This window comes from Rossellomorea sp. KS-H15a (assembly GCF_024195245.1).
GTDB lineage: Bacteria > Bacillota > Bacilli > Bacillales > Bacillaceae_B > Rossellomorea > Rossellomorea vietnamensis.
Window position 1 is genome coordinate 2,938,223 of sequence record NZ_CP096886.1, and the last position, 20,587, is coordinate 2,958,809.

21 protein-coding genes and 1 riboswitch are annotated in these 20,587 nt (G+C 42.6%); of the genes, 6 read left to right on the forward strand and 15 right to left on the reverse strand.

What is annotated here, in order from left to right; translation table 11 throughout:
• Positions 1-80 precede the first annotated feature (80 nt).
• Positions 81-1,997 carry a DUF294 nucleotidyltransferase-like domain-containing protein gene (locus M1J35_RS14965; RefSeq protein ID WP_254651612.1) on the forward strand — a complete coding sequence of 639 codons (1,917 nt, stop codon included), beginning with the start codon at positions 81-83 and terminating at the stop codon, positions 1,995-1,997.
• The gene (locus M1J35_RS14970; protein ID WP_229592742.1) at positions 1,997-2,743 is read left to right on the forward strand and encodes a 3'-5' exonuclease; all 747 of its coding nucleotides are present in this window, start codon (positions 1,997-1,999) and stop codon (positions 2,741-2,743) included. The genes M1J35_RS14965 and M1J35_RS14970 overlap by 1 nt, the downstream gene beginning before the upstream one ends.
• 55 nt (positions 2,744-2,798) lie before the next feature.
• On the opposite strand, the gene M1J35_RS14975 is transcribed toward M1J35_RS14970, so the two are convergent.
• From M1J35_RS14975 to M1J35_RS15035, 14 genes are all read right to left on the reverse strand, one after another.
• Entirely contained in the window at positions 2,799-4,061 is a 1,263-nt protein-coding gene (locus M1J35_RS14975; RefSeq protein ID WP_254651613.1) for a glutamate-5-semialdehyde dehydrogenase, read from the reverse strand.
• Between the two features lie 66 nt (positions 4,062-4,127).
• Positions 4,128-5,237, reverse strand: coding sequence for a glutamate 5-kinase (gene proB / locus M1J35_RS14980; protein WP_079531829.1), 1,110 nt, complete (start codon positions 5,235-5,237; stop codon positions 4,128-4,130).
• 120 nt (positions 5,238-5,357) lie between these two features.
• Positions 5,358-6,203, reverse strand: a complete 846-nt coding sequence (gene proC / locus M1J35_RS14985; protein ID WP_159362086.1) for a pyrroline-5-carboxylate reductase — start codon at positions 6,201-6,203, stop codon at positions 5,358-5,360.
• Between the two features lie 463 nt (positions 6,204-6,666).
• Positions 6,667-7,620: an LCP family protein gene (locus M1J35_RS14990; protein WP_224519845.1), complete on the reverse strand. Its 954-nt coding sequence runs from the start codon at positions 7,618-7,620 to the stop codon at positions 6,667-6,669.
• A gap of 163 nt (positions 7,621-7,783) precedes the next feature.
• On the reverse strand, positions 7,784-8,512 hold the full coding sequence (locus tag M1J35_RS14995; RefSeq protein WP_254651614.1) for an ATP-binding protein: 729 nt from the start codon (positions 8,510-8,512) through the stop codon (positions 7,784-7,786).
• Positions 8,509-8,994 (reverse strand): ECF transporter S component, encoded by a 486-nt coding sequence (locus M1J35_RS15000; protein WP_254651615.1) that lies wholly within the window; start codon positions 8,992-8,994, stop codon positions 8,509-8,511. The genes M1J35_RS14995 and M1J35_RS15000 overlap by 4 nt, the downstream gene beginning before the upstream one ends.
• Entirely contained in the window at positions 8,987-9,574 is a 588-nt protein-coding gene (locus M1J35_RS15005; protein ID WP_254651616.1) for a cob(I)yrinic acid a,c-diamide adenosyltransferase, read from the reverse strand. The genes M1J35_RS15000 and M1J35_RS15005 overlap by 8 nt, the downstream gene beginning before the upstream one ends.
• 14 nt (positions 9,575-9,588) lie before the next feature.
• On the reverse strand, positions 9,589-10,017 hold the full coding sequence (locus M1J35_RS15010; protein ID WP_224519839.1) for a bifunctional adenosylcobinamide kinase/adenosylcobinamide-phosphate guanylyltransferase: 429 nt from the start codon (positions 10,015-10,017) through the stop codon (positions 9,589-9,591).
• Entirely contained in the window at positions 9,969-10,598 is a 630-nt protein-coding gene (locus M1J35_RS22855; protein WP_371928678.1) for a histidine phosphatase family protein, read from the reverse strand. The genes M1J35_RS15010 and M1J35_RS22855 overlap by 49 nt, the downstream gene beginning before the upstream one ends.
• Positions 10,556-11,344 (reverse strand): adenosylcobinamide-GDP ribazoletransferase, encoded by a 789-nt coding sequence (gene cobS / locus M1J35_RS15015; protein WP_254651617.1) that lies wholly within the window; start codon positions 11,342-11,344, stop codon positions 10,556-10,558. The genes M1J35_RS22855 and cobS overlap by 43 nt, the downstream gene beginning before the upstream one ends.
• On the reverse strand, positions 11,341-11,895 hold the full coding sequence (locus tag M1J35_RS15020) for a bifunctional adenosylcobinamide kinase/adenosylcobinamide-phosphate guanylyltransferase (protein ID WP_254651618.1): 555 nt from the start codon (positions 11,893-11,895) through the stop codon (positions 11,341-11,343). Before M1J35_RS15020 ends, cobS begins: the two co-directional genes overlap by 4 nt.
• Positions 11,896-11,931: 36 nt before the next feature.
• Positions 11,932-13,383 carry an adenosylcobinamide amidohydrolase gene (locus tag M1J35_RS15025; RefSeq protein ID WP_254651619.1) on the reverse strand — a complete coding sequence of 484 codons (1,452 nt, stop codon included), beginning with the start codon at positions 13,381-13,383 and terminating at the stop codon, positions 11,932-11,934.
• Complete coding sequence (locus M1J35_RS15030; RefSeq protein WP_254651620.1) at positions 13,380-14,438, reverse strand: FecCD family ABC transporter permease; 1,059 nt, start codon at positions 14,436-14,438, stop codon at positions 13,380-13,382. Before M1J35_RS15030 ends, M1J35_RS15025 begins: the two co-directional genes overlap by 4 nt.
• The gene (locus M1J35_RS15035; protein WP_254651621.1) at positions 14,401-15,366 is read right to left on the reverse strand and encodes an ABC transporter substrate-binding protein; all 966 of its coding nucleotides are present in this window, start codon (positions 15,364-15,366) and stop codon (positions 14,401-14,403) included. Before M1J35_RS15035 ends, M1J35_RS15030 begins: the two co-directional genes overlap by 38 nt.
• Before the next feature lie 135 nt (positions 15,367-15,501).
• Positions 15,502-15,701, reverse strand: a riboswitch (cobalamin riboswitch).
• Positions 15,702-15,920: 219 nt separating this feature from the next.
• On the opposite strand from M1J35_RS15035, the gene msrA reads away from it, so the two are divergent.
• The 3 genes from msrA to M1J35_RS15050 all read left to right on the forward strand — a co-directional run bounded on the left by msrA (position 15,921) and on the right by M1J35_RS15050 (position 17,866).
• Positions 15,921-16,451, forward strand: coding sequence for a peptide-methionine (S)-S-oxide reductase MsrA (gene msrA / locus M1J35_RS15040; RefSeq protein WP_224519830.1), 531 nt, complete (start codon positions 15,921-15,923; stop codon positions 16,449-16,451).
• Between the two features lie 53 nt (positions 16,452-16,504).
• Entirely contained in the window at positions 16,505-16,657 is a 153-nt protein-coding gene (locus M1J35_RS15045) for a hypothetical protein (protein WP_224519829.1), read from the forward strand.
• 93 nt (positions 16,658-16,750) lie between these two features.
• On the forward strand, positions 16,751-17,866 hold the full coding sequence (locus M1J35_RS15050; RefSeq protein WP_254651622.1) for a glycosyltransferase family 2 protein: 1,116 nt from the start codon (positions 16,751-16,753) through the stop codon (positions 17,864-17,866).
• A 180-nt stretch (positions 17,867-18,046) separates the two neighbouring features.
• On the opposite strand, the gene M1J35_RS15055 is transcribed toward M1J35_RS15050, so the two are convergent.
• The gene (locus tag M1J35_RS15055) at positions 18,047-19,108 is read right to left on the reverse strand and encodes a C45 family autoproteolytic acyltransferase/hydrolase (protein WP_254651623.1); all 1,062 of its coding nucleotides are present in this window, start codon (positions 19,106-19,108) and stop codon (positions 18,047-18,049) included.
• Positions 19,109-19,332: 224 nt separating this feature from the next.
• Between M1J35_RS15055 and M1J35_RS15060 the strand changes: the two genes are divergently transcribed.
• Entirely contained in the window at positions 19,333-20,553 is a 1,221-nt protein-coding gene (locus M1J35_RS15060) for an MFS transporter (protein WP_224519824.1), read from the forward strand.
• Positions 20,554-20,587: the final 34 nt, after the last annotated feature.

Here is a 20,587-nt window from a genome sequence, read left to right on the forward strand (position 1 = left end):
TGACGGCCTGTTTTATCGTTTTCAAATTAGGGGATTCTATGGTAAAGTACTATGGAACCAGCACGAACGGGAGGTATTTGATGAACCAGCAGGAATTACTACATATTATTCGAGATCACTATCCATTTGATGTCCTATCAGCGGAACAGTTGGATTATATTATTTCCGGTTCAACATACACAACTTTCAAGAAAGGGGAGTTTCTCTTTCATGAAGATGAAACGGTGGAAGAACTGGATATTTACTTCCTTGTCTCCGGACTTGCCAAAAATGTCCTCCATCGTTCCAGCGGAAAGCAATATTCACTCCGCTTCTATTACCCTGGTGACTTGATTGGTATCATGATCATGCTTACGAGCGGACAAATGACTTTTTCAGTCCAGGCAATAGAAGATTGTACGGTATTCCGGATTCAGAAAGACCGGATTTTAGAAATCATGACCAAAAACAATGATTTTTCAAAAATCATATTTGAAAGCATCGGCAATCGGATGAAGACCCTTTACGATGAAATCAAGGTAAAGTCAGCCACTGAGACCGATGATGAAAACATCAATCTGTTCCGCACAAAAGTTCATACTCTCATGGACAGCCCTACTTTCATCAATGGAAATGCTACCATCATAGACGCAGCCAAAAAGATGAAAGAACATGACACATATGGGTTAGTCGTGGTGGATCAGAATAAAAAAATGCTTGGCATCCTTACGCAGCGGGAAATCCTGTCTTATCTAACCAATCCATGTAACGCTGAAAAGGTGAAAGACTGGATGAAGGAAAAGCCTTTTTGGATCAGGGATGAGTCCTTCGCTTATGAAGCCCTCTCCTACTTTAAACATGAAGAAGTGGATTTCGTCCCTATCATTCGCAATGATGTAGTGGTTGGAATTCTAACCAGTACATCATTTCTCAATATTCAGGATTCGAATTATCTGGATCTTTCTTATAAAATTCAAAAGGCCGTGTCAAATGATGAACTGGTTGAACTGGCTACGGTGAAGAGCGAGACGTTCCAACAGTTCATTCAAGACCTTCTTGGACAGGACAGCTTTGGATTCGATATTTGTGAAGTGATATCAAACTACAATGATCGGCTCCACCGGAAAATCATTCAATTGAGCGAAAAGGAAATGAGGCAGGAAGGTTACGGTTCTGCTCCGATCAATTATTGTTTCATTGTCATGGGCAGTCAGGGACGCAGTGAACAGGGATTCCATACCGACCAGGATAATGGGATCATCCTTGATGATTATAATCATTTATCTGACCTGAAAAAAGTTGATCTCTATTTTCAGGCCTTCACCGAGAAGCTTAATTTAAAGCTTGCTGCATGTGGTTTCCCTGAATGTACAGGCGGGATCATGGCCAAGGAACAAAAATGGAAGAGGTCGTATACGGACTGGAAAAAGGCCATTGATGAGTGGCTCCACGAAATGGATGCACAGGAAATCCAGAACATCACGATGTTCTATGACTTCCGTCCAATTTACGGAGACTATTCCATCGCAGAAGAGATCCGGAATTACCTGACTGAAAAATCGAAACGATCCCTGAATATGCAGCAACTCTTACGAAAAGATGCCCTTCGTTTCAAACTCCCCGTTGGTCCATTGGGCCGGGTGAACTTGAAGCCGAAAAACCATCTATTTAATATCAAAAAGTCAGGACTCTTACAAATCGTCAATATGATCCGGATTCATTCGGTAAAGTATGGGATAAAAGAAGTGAACACCATCAAAAGGGTACAGGCATTGAAAAAGTTACAAGCCTTTCACCCAAGGGATGCCGAAAACGTTAAAACGGCCATGCATATCCTCCTTTCCTTGAGAACGCAACAGAATCTGCGTGAACTTAGTGAGGGAAAGCCTTTAAGTAATGACATCGATGTCCGCACCCTTTCGAAAGAGGATCGCCAAAAATTAAAAGAATCCATCCAAATTGCCAACCGACTGCAGCAAGTGATGGAAATCAGTTTCAATAGGAACCGGGTGGTTTAATGGATAATATAGGTATTAATGTAGGCTACCGGATACTGAAGTATTATTTATGGCAGCGATTCATCTTCCGCCATCAAGTGAAGCGGGAAAAAGAAAAGCTTTCCTATCATAAACTTTCCCGTGGCCTTAAACAATTTGAAGAAGAAAAACCGACTCTTCAAAAGAAGCATCTCTTCCATTGCACCTTTACGATTTTCGACCTTGAAACCACTGGTTTTTTTCCTGAAGTTGGAGATGAAATCATTTCGATAGGAGCTGTAAAGCTGAAAGAAGGAAAAGTTCAAAGGGACGAGACATTCTATCAGGTGATCGACCCTCTTCAAACAGTGTCCAGGGAAACGAAGAGGTTTACGGGACTAAGACGTAAAGATTTTTTAAATGGTGTGACGCTGCCTATAGGGTTGGAACGTTTTTTGGAGTTCAGTAAAGGGACGATTCTGGTGGCACATCCCGCGAGCTTCGACATTAACTTTCTTCAAAAAAGGATAAATAAGTGGGAACTGCCTTCTTTCGATCCAGAATTTGTCGATTCCTTTTCATTGGCCAATAGCTTACTTGGCAGAGATGACTGCTATTTGGATGTTCTTATAAAGAAATTCGATATTCAAGACCGGACACGCCACCATGCTTTAAATGATGCGATCATGACGGCCGAGATTTTCGAACGACTTTTGACATTATGTTATCAACAAGAAGTTCATACAATACGAGGATTGCATGAATTCCTGCTTCAGGATTCAGGCTGACAGTCGAAAGAATATAAAAAACGCATGAGGAGTAGACCTCATGCGTTTTTACATATTATCGAATTTGTCCGGTTCCATGCATCATATACTTCACTGTGGTTAGCGCCGGAAGACCCATCGGTCCCCTTGCATGGAGCTTCTGAGTTGAAATGCCAATTTCAGCACCGAATCCTAATGCTCCTCCATCTGTGAAACGTGTGGAAGCATTGTGATATAAAGCAGCAGCATCAACCAGCATCATGAACTTTTTCGCCGTTTCATTGTTTTCCGTCACAATCGCTTCTGAATGTTTGGTACCGTATTGTTCAATATGATCCACGGCTTCATCAAGTGAAGACACCACTTTCACGGCAATATCAAGACTTAAATATTCGTTTGCCCAATCTTCTTCACCTGCAAGTTTAGCATCTTTGATCACTTCAACCACTTTTTCGTCCCCATGAATGGAAACGTTATGCTCTTTCAGTTTTTCAACAAAGGCATCCTTGTGTTCATCAAACCAATTCTCATGGAGAATGACGGTTTCAGCCGCATTACAAACCGCCGGACGATCCGTTTTGGCATTTATGATGATGTTTAATGCTTTTTCCAGTTCAGCTTCCTTGTCGATGTAAATATGACAATTCCCTACACCTGTCTCGAGGACAGGAACCGTTGCGTTATTGACGACAGCGTTGATCAATGCGCCGCCACCACGCGGAATCAGCACATCAATATGTTCTTTCATTGTGAATAATTCACTTGTCGCCTCACGATCTGTTGTGTTGATGAATTGCACGGCATCTTTTGGAATATCTGTTTGTTCCAACGCCTCATGCATTACATCCACAATGGCTTTATTTGACGTAATGGCATTCGATCCACCTTTCAGGATGATAGCATTACCTGATTTTAATGCAAGACCTGTAGCGTCCACCGTCACGTTTGGGCGGGCTTCATAAATCATTCCGATGACACCGAGCGGAACGGTCACTTTTTGAACTTGCAGCTGATTTTCCAAGGTCCAATCAGAAACCACTTTACCAGTCGGATCTTCCAGGTCAGCCACTTGGCGAAGACCGTTTGCAAAGTCTTCAACGCGCTCTTTAGAAAGAGATAAGCGATCCATAAAGGCCTCTTCAAATCCTTTTTCCCGGCCTCTTTCAAGGTCTTTTTCGTTCTGTTTTAGAATGGAGCCGTAGTTTGCCTCTAGATGGTCGGCAAGAATATGAAGGGCTTTATTTTTTTGTTCCGTTGTCAGCATGCTTAAGGTTTTAGAAGCTTTTTTAGCCAATATCGCCTGTTTTTTCACATCGGTTTTTTCTACAGTTAAAGTCATCAAATACCTCCTGATTATTTTGAAAAGCTATATACTTAAATGAATCAATTACAGAATAATGTTCAACTAAACACCTACTGGAATGGGAACTTCTACATGGCATACGAGCTGATCAATTTCTACTGCGATTTCATCGGCTTTTATATTTGTAGGGTTCTTCAGTTGACCAGAGCGATAGTTGACCATTCCAAGACCGATTTCCTCGTTGCGGTTATCCAGGATACGTACGACTGCACCCTTATCAAAACGGCCTTTCACAGTATAAATATCATCGATCGTCAAACTTTCTTTCCGCTCTAAAATACGGTCTTTCGCATCTGCATCGATGGTGATTTCACCTTCTGGACCGGAATTGAACGCAATCCATTGCTTTTTGGAATCGAGATTGACCGAATCTTCCGTCGATTCAAAATAGGTTCCTTTAGCCGTATGCTGGACAGCATCATAAATGATGTTAGAATGTCCTGATTTACCCAGGAACGCAGGTATGCCTGATGCCATTGTAATCTTGAATGCATCGATCTTTGATCTCATGCCGCCGGTACCGACTGAGCTTCCCGGCTCTCCCGCCATGTCTTCAATATCTTCCGTGATTTCAGTCACACTCTCCAGCAGTTCAGCATCTGGATTTTTGCGGGGATCTGAATCATATAGCCCGTCTATATCTGATAGGATGATGAGTTGATCAGCATCCACGAGTGCTGCGACTTTAGCGGATAGTGTGTCATTATCTCCAAACTTCAAACGGTCAATCGTTACGGTATCATTTTCATTTACAATCGGAATAATCCCTCTTTCGAGCAGGACATTAATCGTATTTCTGGCATTGTTGTATCGATCTTCATCAGAAAAATCACTACGAGTGATCAGAATTTGAGAAGCCACATATCCATTTGAAATTAATAGATCAGAATACGCTTCGATCAATAGCCCTTGACCAATAGCTGCTGCGGCCTGTTTCTCAGGCAGTGAACTTGGGCGTGTCAAGCAACCCAATTTTCGATAACCTGCAGCAACTGCTCCTGATGAAACAAGCAAGACTTCATGACCGTCATCCTTTAAACGGACAACCTCATCCACAAGTCGCTCAAGCTTCCTGCGGCTCATTTCTCCATGTAAGCTTGTCAATGAACTACTTCCAATCTTAATCACGATACGTTTCTTATCTTGGGACATTCAATCACTCCTAGTAATAAGGTCCGTCCCTTGCCCCTCTTTCTATATGCAGGGACAGACCTGTATTTCATGTTTGGTTGGTAACATAATTTATATGAGGTGTTTGGATTCGTTGGGTTATTAGCTTGTGACTAATTCTTTGGACTGTAAGGATGAGCTGATTTCTTTCGAACGCTTTTCTGCTCCCTTAACAGCTTCTGAGATGGCTTTACCTCCACCGAACTGAGCTAATGCATCAAGTCCTGCAGCCGTAGTACCGTTTGGGGATGTTACATTTTCTCTGAGTTGAGTTGGTGATTCTTCTCGCTCCAGCATCATTTTGGCTGCTCCGAAAATGGTTTGAGCTCCGATTTTACGAGCCAATTTCGGGTCTAATCCTGCTTCAGCACCCGTCTTTTCGATATGTTCCATTAAATAGTAGAAGTAAGCTGGACCGCTCCCGGCAATTCCGGTGAAAATGTCCATCTGGCTTTCTTCGATGACGAATACTTCTCCGATGCTTGATAGTAACTCTTCTGCGTTCTCCATATCTTCTCTTGAAGTGAACCTTCCGGCACTGATAGCCGTTGCAGATTCCTTCAGCATACTTGACGTATTTGGCATGACACGGATGACAGGCTGACCTCCAGGTAACTGTTCTTCCATATGAGAAGTCGTAATCCCTGCCAGTACCGACATGATCACCGTATCGTTCCTGACAAGATGATTGATGGAATCTAATGCCTTATCGATATCCTTTGGCTTCATGGCAAGAATGAGAATATCTATTTCATCAAAGGGCAGATCGTCTTTCGTAATTGCTGTGATATCATATTTAGCTTTCATTTCTTGAAGTCTTCCATAATTGCTTCGATTCGAAACAATGATTTGCTCAGCTGGAATCTTGCCACTCTGTACTGTCCCTGAAATCATAGCTTCAGCCATATTACCTGCACCAAGAAATGCTATCGTTTTATTATTTAACAATCATATCCGCTCCCGTTCCTTATTTTATAGTACGTTTTTCTCAAAACACTTTTTTCGTTTTTAGTTGTACATTTAATGTAATAATCAAGAAAAAATAATTAAGATAATAGTTGTTTCAGGTCGCCAAAAACCTTGATTGGCGTGTGTTTTGTTCACAACGTTAATAATCGTAACATGCTGAGGAATGATATCAAGGGCATTATAGGAAGTAGTAAGGAATTAGCCGAAATAGCTAGTGGAAGCGTTATCATTACCGTTTATGTTATTCAGATTCCTTCTGAAGGCCCTAGATTGGCTGAGAAAGCGTATAATCAGAATTTATACTGTAAGGATATGAATCGGAGTAGATTGATTTTTTGGCCCTGCCCCCTGTCAGCGCAGTTCGGAGAGCACGTCCCAACAAGTCCATTCTAAATACAAAAAATCCCGTTAAGCTTTTAAAGGCTTAACGGGATTTTCAGATTTATTCGTTTGCAGTGTCATCTGGGCTTTTTCCACTCAGGAAGTCTTTTAATGCTCGAATATTTTCTTCGAAGTCTATTTCGAGAACGGATCCCACTCCGCTGTAACTTCCATTTGTATATGAACCTTCTACAGGCAAGGTTAGCTTGTCCATGTCACTGGTGTTGCTGAGCAGGATATCTTTCGCGATTGAGATTTGATCCAGTTTACTCATATTCGTCTGAATATATGGCTGAATGGATCCTGCCATTTTCGGAAGCTTTGTTACGCCTCCGATGGATAAGGCTTCCTCTTTAAGGGCCGCAATCACTTTTTGCTGTCTTTCAACCCTTCCGAAGTCACCATTTTCATCATGACGGAATCTGGCATAGCCGAGTAATTCCTTTCCGTTGAGGTTTTGGACACCAGGTTCGAGGGAAACACCGATGTTTTCTGACATGGCCTTTTCAACATCCATTTCAATTCCTTCTGGTGCAAGGATGTCGACTGACTGTTCAAAACCTTTAAAATCAACAATCATGTAGTATTGAATATCAAGATCAAAGTTCTGCTTGATTGTCTTTCGAAGCAATTCCGGTCCGCCTAAATAAAAAGCGGTATTTAGCTTATAGTTTTTATATCCAGGGATTTCAGCATATATATCCCTCATAAACGAAACGAGTTTGGTTTCATTCGTTTTTGGATCGATTTGCGCGAGCATCATGGTATCTGTCCTTGATTTCTTCTCGCCCCTGCTATCGACTCCCAATAACAAAACGTTAACCTTCCCGTTTTCATCTTTTACTCCATTAAATTTATAATCTTCCTGCATCTGGTCTTCACCAGCCATTTTATAACCACTGTAAAATTGAAAAGCAGCGTAACCGATCAAACTGAAAATAAGGATTAATAATACCAAAATCACTTTTCTACCACGTTTTTTCCTCTTGGTCTTTCGATCTAGTCGTGACTCCATTTCTTCACCTACTTTTATGACATTCATGATGAACCGATGATAATATGAAATAGTACTCTATGCAATTGAAATTGACAATCACAGAATACTGGATAAACTAACACTTTTCTCCATACCGGTCCACCCCGAGAATATAGTTTACCACAAATATCTATAAAAGTATTTAATTGTTCCCATCAAATAAGGTCAAAGATTGGAAATGTCCACCGGTAAGTTTCCTTATATTCTGTTCTTCTTCCTTATTGTACGAAATGATAAATGAAGTGGCGGGCCCGCTTGATTTATCCAAGTCTTGCGTGGAGTCTACATCTCCCCTTTTCAACGGTTTCCCTATAAGCAGAGACAGTTCATGACGCACACCTTTGGAACCTACAGGTAATATATCGACTATGGAAGGATGGTGAATGCAGAGATGAAATAGACCCAATGGGGCTATGGATGATCTGTGTATCAGTACTTCTTCCCCCACTAAAGGAATGCCGATAAGAGCATATGAAAGATCTTTTTGGGGAAGAAAGTGTCGCTCCTTCCTTCTCATACCGATACAGGTTACGCCGAGTGCAGACTGGTTTAGATCGAAATTGGATTCTGAACTTCCCGTTAGGGGAATATCCCCCATATCTAGTTCACTCAAACCCAACCGCACTCCCGAGGCATACTTCTCCCACACGGTGTCACCTGTGAAGTTCATTAATTGAACGGCCATGAGGCGGGCACCGGCTGATAAACATTCCATCACCGCGACTCGAAAACCGAAATATCCCACCACCTCAGGATCAACCTGCACGGCGTCATCGGGCTTATTTCCGATTCCACCGCTGCAGTCAGAGGCAATGATCAGTTCATCTTTATCAGTGATGGAGATGGACAGCGCATCATGATTTCCAATCATTCTAATTCACCCCTTGGTAATTTGGAAGCTAGAGGAGGATAAAGAAAGTGAGCCATTGTTAAATTGATGAAGCTCCCTACTAATAAAGAAGGAATGATTGTGATGTAAAAAGAAGAACTCAGGATAAAAACAAAGGGCAAAGCTGCCAATACACCATTCCCTACCAGAAAAAGCGCAGCTGCCAATACACGATGCCCACATGAAAATACATAGCCGAAAAGCCAGACAAGGAGAGCCATTTCCACGGCAATGAGAAAATGGAGCGGACCGAGGGGGAAACCTGCATACAGGCTTGAAAGTATATGTCCTCCCCCTGCCACCAGCGCTCCCTTCCTTCCATTGTATAAAGAAGCGATTAATAATGCAGGCATACTGTCAAGGGCGATGGTCCCGATGATCGCCGGAATCTTCACCATCCCTCCAATGGCAGCAAAAGCCAAAAACAATGATAGTAACAAAATGGACTTTAAACTACTACTCATTGTGTTTCTGAATTTTACATGTAGAGAATACGTTGGCACTCCGGAGGTATTCAACGTCTTTGACACTACTTCTGTGATTGATCACGCGTGCCAGAGCAAAGAAGTAGTCTGATAATCGATTGATGTATTGCAACGAAACTACCGGAAAGTCGGGGTCTGCCTTTGAAAGGGTAACCATGCATCTCTCTGCCCTTCTCGCAACGGTCCGTGCAATATGAATACTCGCAGAAGCTTTTACACCACCCGGCAGTATGAATTTTTCAAGAGGTGGAGCTTCTCTGACCAAATCGTCTATTTTTTCTTCCAAAGCGAGGACGGAATCCATTTGAAGCTTGCTCCCTCTCTTTTTTGAGACATTGGATAAATCTCCCCCGCAGTCAAAGAGTTCATGCTGAATTGTAACTAAGTCCTTTACGATATCGTCAAAGCGCTCATGATTTAATTCACAAATAGCCTGACCAACGAAACTATTGACTTCATCCAGTGTCCCGTATGCTTCCACCCTGATATCGTCCTTATCGACCCTACCCCCGATTAAACTTGTCTGTCCTTTGTCTCCTGTTCTTGTGTATAGTTGCATTATTATTTCCTCCCTTACCCTTTTATTGATGTAGCCATGCCATACCAAACAAGCCATACCTTATGCGACTTTTGGGCAAGGTCCTGATAAACCCAGCCCGTCACATCTCTCCATTCCCTTGAAATGTGATCGATAGGTACAATTCCTTTCCCTATTTCTGATCCGATCCAGATCACTTTTCGTTCTGGATGTTCTTCTTCCCACTTCTTCAACTCCTCCATCCGTTGGAAGAATTCTTTCCTAACGTCGCGATCCCCACATAAAAGGGCAGATCGAACAGCATACTCAAGCCCCTCCAACACGAGGATGGGCTTTGATGGATGGACTTCTTCCATACCTTCTGTAAATAACCGGACCCATTCTGTGTCGCTTCTCTTCAAACGAAAATGCTTTCTTACCCATTGGCCCTTGCCATTAAAGGAACCTCCTGTAATGAAGTACAATTCTGGTCCCTCCAATCCTCTTCTGTTCTCCAACCCAATTCGTATCCGTTTCCGTGGTAGACCTCCCAATCCCAAAAAGATCTATGATCACTTTTGGGGGATAGAGAAGTTAACAGGTGCCGAATGACTCCACCATGGGTTATGACTGAGTACCGATTCCCATTAAGTGACTCGATTTGTCCTTTGATTTGCTCCCAGGCAACTTCGACTCGTTTTATAAATTGATGTATCCCTTCCCCTCCTGGAGGAGATTTAGAGGGATCGGTTAACCAATACTGATACTCTTCATTTCCCTTCAAATCCTCGTAGGTCAAGCCTTCCCATTCTCCAAAATGTAATTCTCTTAATAGAGGAGATGAAATGATAGAGGCTTCAGGAAACAAAAAATGCGAGGTTTCCAAACATCGGTTTAGGTCGCTTGAAAAACATCCCTCATATGGCTTGTAGGATCGCTTTATTTGTTTAAGCTTATCGATTCCTTTTCGTGATAAGCTCGGGTTCGACCAACCGATGTATTTCCCTCTCTCATTTGCATCTGTTAAACCATGTCGAATAAAAACAATAGCCATATAGTCATCCATAAAATCGACTCCACCCCTTCTACACTTGCTCCGACTGTGTCGCCAGTCATGCCTCCAAACCACTTTATGCTCTTCGAGTGAATAAACAGGCAAAATCCGACCGTTACAATCGTGAAGGCAGCATAAAGAAAAAGGCTATTCAGGAAGACGCCTACCACTATGATCCCTATCAAAGAGGCCAGCATCCACAAAACATCGTTCCATTTCGTATCTTTACTGAAGCTATACCCCATACCGGATTTATGGGCAGCGGGGATAAGAATGAGACTCACTCCCATGACGATACGGCTGAAAATGGGGATCGACAGCAGAACCAAACAAATCGTAGCAGTATCAGAATAGTGGACGGATTCATATATAAATAAAAAGCGGGATGAGAGCAATACCACTAGAGATAGGGCACCAAATGCACCGATACGCGGGTCTTTCATGATCTCTAAACGCTTCTTTAGATCCCGGTAGGAAAAGTAGGCGTCGCTTGCATCCATATAACCGTCCAAATGAATTCCACCGGTAAGGAGGATGGGCATCACCCAAATATAAAATGATAATGCCAATGAGCTCATGGGTGTAAAGGATGCCAGTAACACATAACCACTTGCGAGAAACATTCCGATCAATAAACCCAATAAAGGAAATGTGCGTACCATCCATCTCATTTCACTTTTTCCAAGCGAGAATTCTTTTCGCACTGGAAGTACTGTAAAAAACTGTATATTAAGGAGTAGACTCTTTACTAATCTCATTTCATTGAAATCCCTTTCTTCATAACCGGAATTCCAACCATCATATCGATCGCTATATACGACTTCTCCACCAATCTTCTATGTAATCTTCCCAGCGTCCTTTGGAATTGGAGTATTTCGTCTGTTTTCGGTGGAATATCATGAAATAATTCATTACTTACAACAAGTAATGCTTTTACTCTATCTGCTAATTGAATGACAGATTCATAGATACTATCCTCTACATACCTTCCGCCCTCCATATCCCCATTGAACAATTCGTTTGTCAGGAGAGTCGTGAGACAATCTAATAGAACAATGGCATTGGATGGTATAGTATCGACGATATCACCGATAGCCAGTGGCCTTTCAATGGTCGTCCACTTTTCATGAGAAGATCGGCGATCCAGTCGGTGTTTTAAAATCCTGTTTTCCATTTCCCGGTCCGTACTCACTCCACACGCAAGATAGATCAAGATCTCATTCGATGTTTTCAGTTCCGATGCAAGCTTTTCTGCATAGGAACTTTTCCCGCATCTAACCCCTCCGGTTATAAAAAAAAGTCTTCCCATGCGAAAATGTGCCTCCTTACGATGAAAGCCCTCTTTTTAACCCATATAACGTTGGATGGCTTTTTTTGTTACTTCATAGACTCCTTTGCCGATCAACTTACCTATCGGAGTGATCGGTCCTGCAAATGGTTCGAGCTCCCCTTTTTGACTGGAAGCAATCAGAATGCTGTCTGTAGGCGTTCCGGTTGCAAGGTTTCCGTTTCTTTTGTCCCTTACTTCCATATCATTCAGTGCTTTTACCTTTGCCTCCGTGGAAGTGACGAGGGCTTCGATATAGGCCTCATCAGATAAATTCCCATTAATGAAAACCCAGGTATTGATCGTACCCGGTTTAGAATCAATATCATATTGAAAGCTCGTTGATACATCCATGGCATTTCCGACACCGGCGGTCACGATGACGAAAACCGATTTCCCCATCATCTCAAAACGCTCACATATCATGTTAGACAAATCGAGAGCCGTCATCATACCGACAGATAAAGACGGATCCAGTTCTTTCGTAATGAGAAACTCCTTCATATCTTGTTTGTAATCCCGGCAGTCATAATCAACGGGTACCCGTCGGTTCATGAAGTGAGAGTACCAACCAATTCCCGCTCCGATAATACCCGAGGACATACACTTCAACGGGAAAGGGGCAGAATAAAGGATGCAATCTTCGTTCAATGTCATATACCTTTCATCTAATAGCAGGTTTTCAGTGAGGGATCCTTCAGGCACGATTACCATTTGAGGTTTGGCCACCAAAGGATGAGCCTGTTTCTGGACCTTTGTTTGATAGACTTTTTCGATATGTTCTTCTTTCAACACTTCTTCCGGATGATGGAGAAGTTTCGTTGTGCCCTGGTCCAGTAAGAGTAAACGGTCACAGTATAGGCTCGCTAAATTCAAATCGTGAAAAATGGCCACGACCGTTAATGTCCCCTGATCTGTTTGACTTTTAATCAAATCCAATAGGGACTTCTGGTAGGAAAGATCAAGATGATTAGTGGGCTCATCCAGAAGGAGGATGTGAGGTTCCTGGGCTAGAGCCTGTGCCAGGAACACCCGTTGTCGCTCACCACCTGACAATTCATGCAGGTATCGGTTCTGAAACGCAGAAATTCCCGTCTGCTCCATCACTTTGTCCACCATCTCTTTGTCCCGGTCGGTCGTACCCTTAAAGAAACCTTTCTGGTGAGCATATCTTCCAAGCATCACAGTCTCCCTCACTTGATACGAAAATGCTTCAGTCGATATCTGGGGCAATACCGCGACATGGGTAGCCAATTCTCTCGAAGAAAACTGATGAAGCGGCTTCCCTTTCAAAGTAATCACTCCATCCATTAAAGGAAGGAGACCCGTCATGGCTTTCAGTAACGTCGTTTTACCACTTCCATTTGGGCCAAGTATTCCAAAGAACTCTCCCTTGTCAATATGAAAATTCATGTCTTCCACGATCTTTTGATCGCCGTATCCTACTGACACCCCGTTTACATCGATCATGATGAAAGACCCCTTTTCTTTAAAAGAATATAAGCAAACATCGGTGCGCCGATCAAGGCGGTGATCACTCCAATCGGAAGTTCGGTCGGAGCGATGATCGTTCTGGAAAGCAGGTCGGCGAGAACAAGGAACCCTCCTCCTACAAGGATTGATAGGGGAAGGAGATGCTTATGATCATGTCCGATCATTCTTCGTAGAAAATGAGGAACCACAAGGCCGACAAATCCGATCGTTCCGGACACGGCCACTGCTGCCCCCGTCAGGATGCTTCCGGCAATCAAAATGATCAGCTTCCTTTTTTGAACCGAGATACCGATATGACGGGCCTGTTCCTCCCCGAAGCTCATGCCGTTCAATTCCTTGCTGTTCAGTAGGAGCAACACCACCCCCATAAGGAAGAAAGGCAAGATGATCGCAATGTAATCCCACCCTCTCATGGATACACTTCCAAGAAGCCAGCCGATGATCTGCCTCAGTTCCTCACCTGTGAGTGCGATCATCAAGGAAATCACCGAGCCCAGAAACGAGCTGAAGATGATTCCTGTCAGTATAATGGTTTCGACCTTCATGGTCCTTTCAACCTTTTGTGCGAACCATAATACGAGAAATACGGTGATGATCGAACAAACAATACTGAAAAAGGGAAGCGTAAACTTCCCGATGAAAGGGATGCTCCAATGAAAAAACAATGTGATGACCGCCCCGACCGATGCACCTGATGACACTCCCAATGTGTAGGGATCAGCCAGAGGATTGCGTAACAGCCCTTGAAAAGAAGCTCCGGCAATGGCTAAGGAGCTGCCGACCAATAAAGCCAACAATACTCTTGGAAGCCGGATCGTATAGACGATGTTCACAAACATGGGATTAACCGTATCAGGCATTTGAAAACCGAACCACTTATAACCGACGATGTATAGGATATCCATCGGTGGAATGGCTATTGTACCGATCGAAACACCTGCAAGCACCGCCGTGAGTATAAATAGCCCTGCCAATCCGTATGTGATCCCTATCTTATTCTGCAAATACCTCTGGATAGATCGACTTTGCAATTTCCTCTACTCCTTCAACCAATCTTGGACCTGTCCGTGTGACTAAATCAGAATGGACATCGTGAACATCCCCATTCTTAACTGCCGTTACATCTTCCCATCCTTTTCTTCCCATTATCTGTTCTTTCGGATTTTCACTGTAATAACCATATGTAGTGATGATTGAATCAGGGTTAGACGAGATGACCGCTTCCTGGTTCACCTGTACCCAGCCTTCCTGATCGCTCATGACATTTTCAGCATTGACCATAGATAGCATTTGATCGATGAACGTGTTCTTACCTGTTGAATAAATGTCAGGGGAAGGGGAAACTTCCACATAGACTCTTTTCTTTTCCGTTACTTCACTTGCTTTTTCCTGGATGGATTTTAAATCTGATTTCATTTCAGAAACAACGGAATTTGCCTGACCTTTTTTACCGACTAGTGTCCCGATGTCCTGAATTGTGTTATATACTTCTTCAAAGCTTTTAGCGTCTTGAACGATGAATACGTTCACCCCTGCATCTTTCAGTTGATTCAAACCTTCTTCTGCTGACTTTGCTGTGGATTCATGGGCAAGGACCAGGTCCGGATCTAAGCCGACGATTTTCTCTACGTTAAACTCCATTCCACCAATCTTCTCTTTATCGGCGGCTTCTTTCGGGAAGTTATCAAAGTCTGACACCCCGACGATTTCATTATTGAGCCCAAGCTCGAATAAAATCTCCGTATTACTGGGAATTAACGAAACGATATGTTTAGGTTGTTCTTCCAGGGTGACTTTATTATCAAGCGCGTCATTCAATGATAAAGGATATCCGGATTCATTTTGGTTTACTTCTGCTGTTTCCTTTTTCTTCGTTTGTTCCCCGTCATTCGTTCCGCATGCTGTCAGGAATCCAATGGCTACCAACAATGCAAGTAAGGCTTTTACTGTGTGTTTCATTTTTTATTCCCCCTGTTGATTAACATTTTGACAGACAAAAAAACATCTCCAGTGGACTAGAGATGTTGTGTAAGATGCATATATAGGTTTATATTCAGTGAACCATGCATATTACACCTTTCTATCCGCGTAGAATTGGTGCGCTTAAAATCAGGCAGGTCTCCTGGCTCATGGTCATAGTTTGCTGATACCTTCCCGTGCTTGTTTGCACAGTGGTAAATGTTCAGCTCACTACCATTTACAGTGGCGGGACCGCGTTGGATTTACACCAACTTCCCTATTAAGAAGCTAAGAAGATTCACATCTTACACTTCACCTGATTTCGTAACGTATGAAATTGTTCCGTACAAAAGAATTATACACAAATTCCATCCGTTAGGAAATGAATTTTAATGAATTTGTTGAAAATTGTAGAAAACGATTAATCGTAAAGTCGGCACAGCTGAAGCAGACAAGCTATTTTAATTGTTCCTTTTAAGCTTTCATGGTAGAATCTGTTCAAGCTATTGCTTTACTGCTTTAGAGGAGTACATATGGTACAGGAGGTTTGCTAAATGAATGATAGAGAAGTCGCTACGTTTGCAGGCGGATGTTTTTGGTGCATGGTAAAGCCGTTCGATGAGCTGCCAGGGATTATTGATGTCGTATCGGGATATTCTGGAGGTCATCTTGAGAATCCTTCATATGAGGATATTAAAGCCGGTGGCAGCGGCCATTATGAAGTGGTTCAGATCACCTATGATCCCGCTCTGTTTCCTTATGAAAGGCTATTGGAGTTATACTGGCCTCAGATTGACCCGACTGATGACGGTGGTCAATTCCACGATCGTGGTGAACAGTATCGAACAGCTATCTTCTATCACAATGAACACCAGAAACAATTGGCTGAGGAGTCAAAAAACACGATAGAAGAAAGCGGGCGATTCAAGAAGCCGATCGTCACCAAAGTCCTTCCTGCCTCAACCTTTTATCCGGCAGAAGAGTATCATCAAAAGTTCTACAAAACGAATCCGGAGGAATACAAACAAGATCGCGCAAAGTCAGGGCGCGATGAATTCATAGATGGACATTGGAAAAACAAATAGTGGCATGAAAAAAACTTCTTTCGCCAAACTAATGGCTAGAAAGGAGTTTTTTTGTGAAGAAATCCGACAAGGCGAAAGATGATAAAGAACAAGTGATAGGATTCTCTGGACCGGGAAAAGTAGTTAATTTCTTTGACCCTTATCCTGATGAGAAGGAAGAAAACGCAAATAACTCAGATACCGTCGATCCCCATCCATCCCAATGAGACTTTAGCTAAAAACGCCCTAGGCGTATCACGGGTAAATATTATGGTTAGAATGGCGATACAGCAGAATTTTGTCAAAGAAGGTGAAAACAGATGTATTTCTGGATAATCGCATTGGGCCTTACCATTTTCCTTTTTACGAGAATTCCGACCGTGAAGAATTCCGTTCATGTACGGAATAGTTATCTGGTCAAGAAATGTTCCATCATCATTCCTGCAAGAAATGAAGAAAAGACGATTGGGAGGCTTTTATCCAGTATTCGGATGCAGTTCATACAGCCCTTGGAAGTCATTGTTGTGAATGATGGATCGACAGATCAAACGAAGGCTATAGCCTTAAACGAGGGTGCAATTGTAATTGATGCACCCCCTTTGCCTAATGGATGGAACGGGAAATCATGGGCATGCTGGAATGGAGCGAAAGAGTCTAAAGGAGAATTCCTCTTGTTTGTGGATAGTGATACCTGGTTCGAACAAGCAGGTCTGTTAAAGATATGCGAAACGTATAAAATGCAACACTGTCAAGGAGTATTGACCATTCATCCTTTTCATAAAATGGAATCCTTTTACGAAACATTCTCCATGCTGTTTCATTTAATGGTGTTTGCTTCAACCAGTATCACCCATCTCTTTTCATGGTTGTGCACGCCTTCAGGCGGTTTCGGGCAATTTTTCTTATGTTCGAGGGCCGTTTATGAGCGAGTAGGAGGACATGAAGCCATCAGAGGGGAAATGGTGGAACATTTTGCCTTGAGTCAATGGGCGAAGAAATGCGGGGAATCGGTAGAAGCGGTAAGTGGCAGGAATGCCATTTCCATGAGGATGTATGGGGAAGGAATAAATGATGTATTCCACGGGTGGTCAAAGAGCTTCGCTTCAGGAGCTAAGTCGACAAACATCCTACTCCTGGGGCTTTCTTCTTTGTGGATGGCTTCGCTTATTACGCTGGTCATTCACTCACCGGAAATGATTTGGGAATATCCCTATTTATTTATCATCCAATACATCCTATTAGGGGGTTATTTCTATTTCTTAGTGAGAAGGATCGGTAATTTCAGCGTGTTCGAGACATTATTATTTCCGGTTCACATCCTATTTTTCCTAGCGACCTTTCTTCATTCATTTTTGAATACCTTTTTCAGGAAAAGGACCACTTGGAAAGATCGTTATGTATATATAGAGAAAGGAAAGAACGAGAAGATGAAATGATCCTGTTAGTGAATATCACTTCATAAATATAAACCTGCACCACCTGCCAAGTCACCACATTTTTGAGAATGTTACAAATCATACATACATTTCTATGAATTTGCGCATTTTATTAATAAGAACCGAGGAAGTCCTCCACGAATGATAAGCCGTTAATCCCTTGATTTGCTCGGTTCCCCCTTATTCCGTCACTTCTTCCATAAATAAAAACGGCTCATTTGTATCGAACTTCCCTGACATTTTCCGGACGGGAATATTTCTTCCCCTGACCCATTCCTGAAAGTCCACCACCAATCCATCGGAACTTTCCCCGAAGCCGATTAAGCATCTCAGTGATGTACATTGAAAGACACATGTATGAATCGTCCCTGCCCAAGCATCATACGCTTTCTTGAAAATCGGGCTGTCTCCCCGATTAAACAGTTTGAATGCCCCATCTATGGTTAATTCCTTTTCATGTACTGAATGTAACAGGTCCAGCCTTTTTTGAGAGTCCTTTAAATAATGTCGGTTATCCTTTTTCATATGATTCATTTGAAAATGGTTGGTACAACTTAAGGTTGAATGGTGATACACCCCTATTCCCCTCGGGGAAGCTTCTACCACAGCAGCTTTGCCACCTTGGTCATATAAAGAATAGTTGAAACTGTGTCGGTGAGGCAGCCTGCGCAACACTTCGATGGCCTCGTCTGTATTCTTACATGTGTCCAGGAGGATGCGGGCGATTGTCGTACAAATGAATCCATCTCCCGGCTTTATTCGATTCACGAAATGAAAACCAACAGCCAATCCTTTTTCGTTCAACCCGTCAATCCGTCCGATTCCCCTTCCTGAAAATCCGATAGATGCATAGCCCCCCGCCGGCTCGACGAGTAACAGCCTACCTTCATATGTTTTCGGGTGATAATCATAATTCCTCACGTATATACCGTCTTTTGCCAATGACGAACATCCTGACTCCTTCCATTCCTGTTGAAATCCCGAATATTCATGTATGGTATCTTCCAATGACCACTGTAAACCATGGGATAGTCCAATTAATTCATCCCATAATCCGGGTGCAAATTGCCGGAGTAGTCCCTCGACTTCAAGCAGCTTTACATTGTAATCTCTCAATGACTTCTTTCGTCTCTTTTCATGATGAGAATAGAGTGGCGACGACCGAAGTTCCTGTCCGAATCGAACACCAATCTCATAATAGGTCCCTCTGGACTGCAATACGTCTACCACAACCTCTTTCATTGTTCCACGCCCCTTTCTGCGAATAAAGGATAATGTCGAATAAATATCTTCTTCTTTTTCTCCCTGTTATGCTACACTTGATTCATAAAATACGAGGAGGAAATATCATGCAAAAAACATTCAAAACACTTTCACTATTTCAAGAAGGAGTGAACGTTCTGAATTAATGAAACGACGCTCCTTCTTCCGGTATATATAAAAACACAGGAAGCAGGAGACAAATTATGACAAACTCAACACTTGCCACCCATAACATCCGGGTGCTATTTTGGATTTCTTTTTTTGGTACAATCAGTTTTCTTCAACCCGTATTAACGTTATTCTATTTCGAAAGAGGGCTAACCTCTTCTGATATTTTAATTGTGCTCATGTTCTGGAGCGGTGCCGTCTTACTCGGGGAGGTACCGACTGGAATATTTGCAGATCGGTTTGGTGCAAAATATTCATTCCTATTCGGTTCTTTCCTTAAGTTCCTTAGTATTACACTGCTTTTATTCGCCTATGAACCTTGGATGTTCTTCATATACAGCTTCATCAATGGATTCAGTGTAACCTTTTTTTCTGGGGCGGATGAAGCATTAATCTATGATTCACTCAAAGAATCAAATGAAGAAAATCGTATGGACCATGCTATGGGAAAGATCCAATCAGCCTCATTTATCAGTATGCTGATTGCCGTCCTTTTCGGTTCCTATTTGGCGAAGGATCTGGTGGACAGTCAATTCACTCTGCTTATCTTACTGGGATTGGCCTTTCACCTTATCGAACTATTTTTAATCCTTTCAGTCAAGCAGCCGTCTGTTGATTCATTTCAGAAAGAAAATCCTTTTTCCCAAATAAAGAGTGGTATCCGTGTAATACGCCAGGCACCCCAGTTATTGTTGATGTTTTTAAACGTAACATTGGTCTTCATTCCGGCTGGTGCCGTTTACCAGTACTTTGATCAACCGCTTTTACAGGATGCAGGCGTTCCTGTCTATCTGATCGGGGTCTTTTATGCAGTTTCTGCCATTCTTGGCTATATCGCATCGAATTCCATCGGCTGGATGACAGCTCGCTTTTCCAGGGTGATGCTCATGAATATTTCAGGTTTATCAGCGGTAGCGGGGTTATTTATTTCCGGCTTGTTCGGATCTTCTTTATGGATTGTATTAGGTTCATTTTTCTTGTTAAGGCTTGTCCGGGCAATCCGTTATCCCATTTATTCACAATTAAGCAATGACTTAATTCCGTCCGGGGTCAGGGCGACGACCATCTCCTTGCTTTCCATTGTGGATTCGGGCTTGGACCTTGTTGTGTTCGGAGTGCTCTCAACGATTGCGTTGAATGGCTATTCATACGTACTCATTGGGTGTGCCTTTATTGCACTGGTTGGAACCCTTTTACCGATCAGACCTGTTAACACGAAGGAAAGTCTAAAGATCAAACAAAGCGCTTCCCTTTAAATGTGAAAGAGTGCTGACAATCTGTCAGCACTCT

What these genes read in the sequence shown, in the direction of transcription:
- M1J35_RS14965 (WP_254651612.1), top strand. Translation starts at nt 81, where the DNA reads ATGAACCAGCAGGAATTACTACATATTATTCGAGATCACTATCCATTT.
- M1J35_RS14970 (WP_229592742.1), top strand. Translation starts at nt 1,997, where the DNA reads ATGGATAATATAGGTATTAATGTAGGCTACCGGATACTGAAGTATTAT.
- M1J35_RS14975 (WP_254651613.1), bottom strand. Translation starts at nt 4,061, where the DNA reads ATGACTTTAACTGTAGAAAAAACCGATGTGAAAAAACAGGCGATATTG.
- proB (WP_079531829.1), bottom strand. Translation starts at nt 5,237, where the DNA reads ATGTCCCAAGATAAGAAACGTATCGTGATTAAGATTGGAAGTAGTTCA.
- M1J35_RS14990 (WP_224519845.1), bottom strand. Translation starts at nt 7,620, where the DNA reads ATGGAGTCACGACTAGATCGAAAGACCAAGAGGAAAAAACGTGGTAGA.
- M1J35_RS14995 (WP_254651614.1), bottom strand. Translation starts at nt 8,512, where the DNA reads ATGATTGGAAATCATGATGCGCTGTCCATCTCCATCACTGATAAAGAT.
- M1J35_RS15000 (WP_254651615.1), bottom strand. Translation starts at nt 8,994, where the DNA reads ATGAGTAGTAGTTTAAAGTCCATTTTGTTACTATCATTGTTTTTGGCT.
- M1J35_RS15005 (WP_254651616.1), bottom strand. Translation starts at nt 9,574, where the DNA reads ATGCAACTATACACAAGAACAGGAGACAAAGGACAGACAAGTTTAATC.
- M1J35_RS22855 (WP_371928678.1), bottom strand. Translation starts at nt 10,598, where the DNA reads ATGGATGACTATATGGCTATTGTTTTTATTCGACATGGTTTAACAGAT.
- cobS (WP_254651617.1), bottom strand. Translation starts at nt 11,344, where the DNA reads ATGAGATTAGTAAAGAGTCTACTCCTTAATATACAGTTTTTTACAGTA.
- M1J35_RS15020 (WP_254651618.1), bottom strand. Translation starts at nt 11,895, where the DNA reads ATGGGAAGACTTTTTTTTATAACCGGAGGGGTTAGATGCGGGAAAAGT.
- M1J35_RS15025 (WP_254651619.1), bottom strand. Translation starts at nt 13,383, where the DNA reads ATGATCGATGTAAACGGGGTGTCAGTAGGATACGGCGATCAAAAGATC.
- M1J35_RS15035 (WP_254651621.1), bottom strand. Translation starts at nt 15,366, where the DNA reads ATGAAACACACAGTAAAAGCCTTACTTGCATTGTTGGTAGCCATTGGA.
- msrA (WP_224519830.1), top strand. Translation starts at nt 15,921, where the DNA reads ATGAATGATAGAGAAGTCGCTACGTTTGCAGGCGGATGTTTTTGGTGC.
- M1J35_RS15050 (WP_254651622.1), top strand. Translation starts at nt 16,751, where the DNA reads ATGTATTTCTGGATAATCGCATTGGGCCTTACCATTTTCCTTTTTACG.
- M1J35_RS15055 (WP_254651623.1), bottom strand. Translation starts at nt 19,108, where the DNA reads ATGAAAGAGGTTGTGGTAGACGTATTGCAGTCCAGAGGGACCTATTAT.
- M1J35_RS15060 (WP_224519824.1), top strand. Translation starts at nt 19,333, where the DNA reads ATGACAAACTCAACACTTGCCACCCATAACATCCGGGTGCTATTTTGG.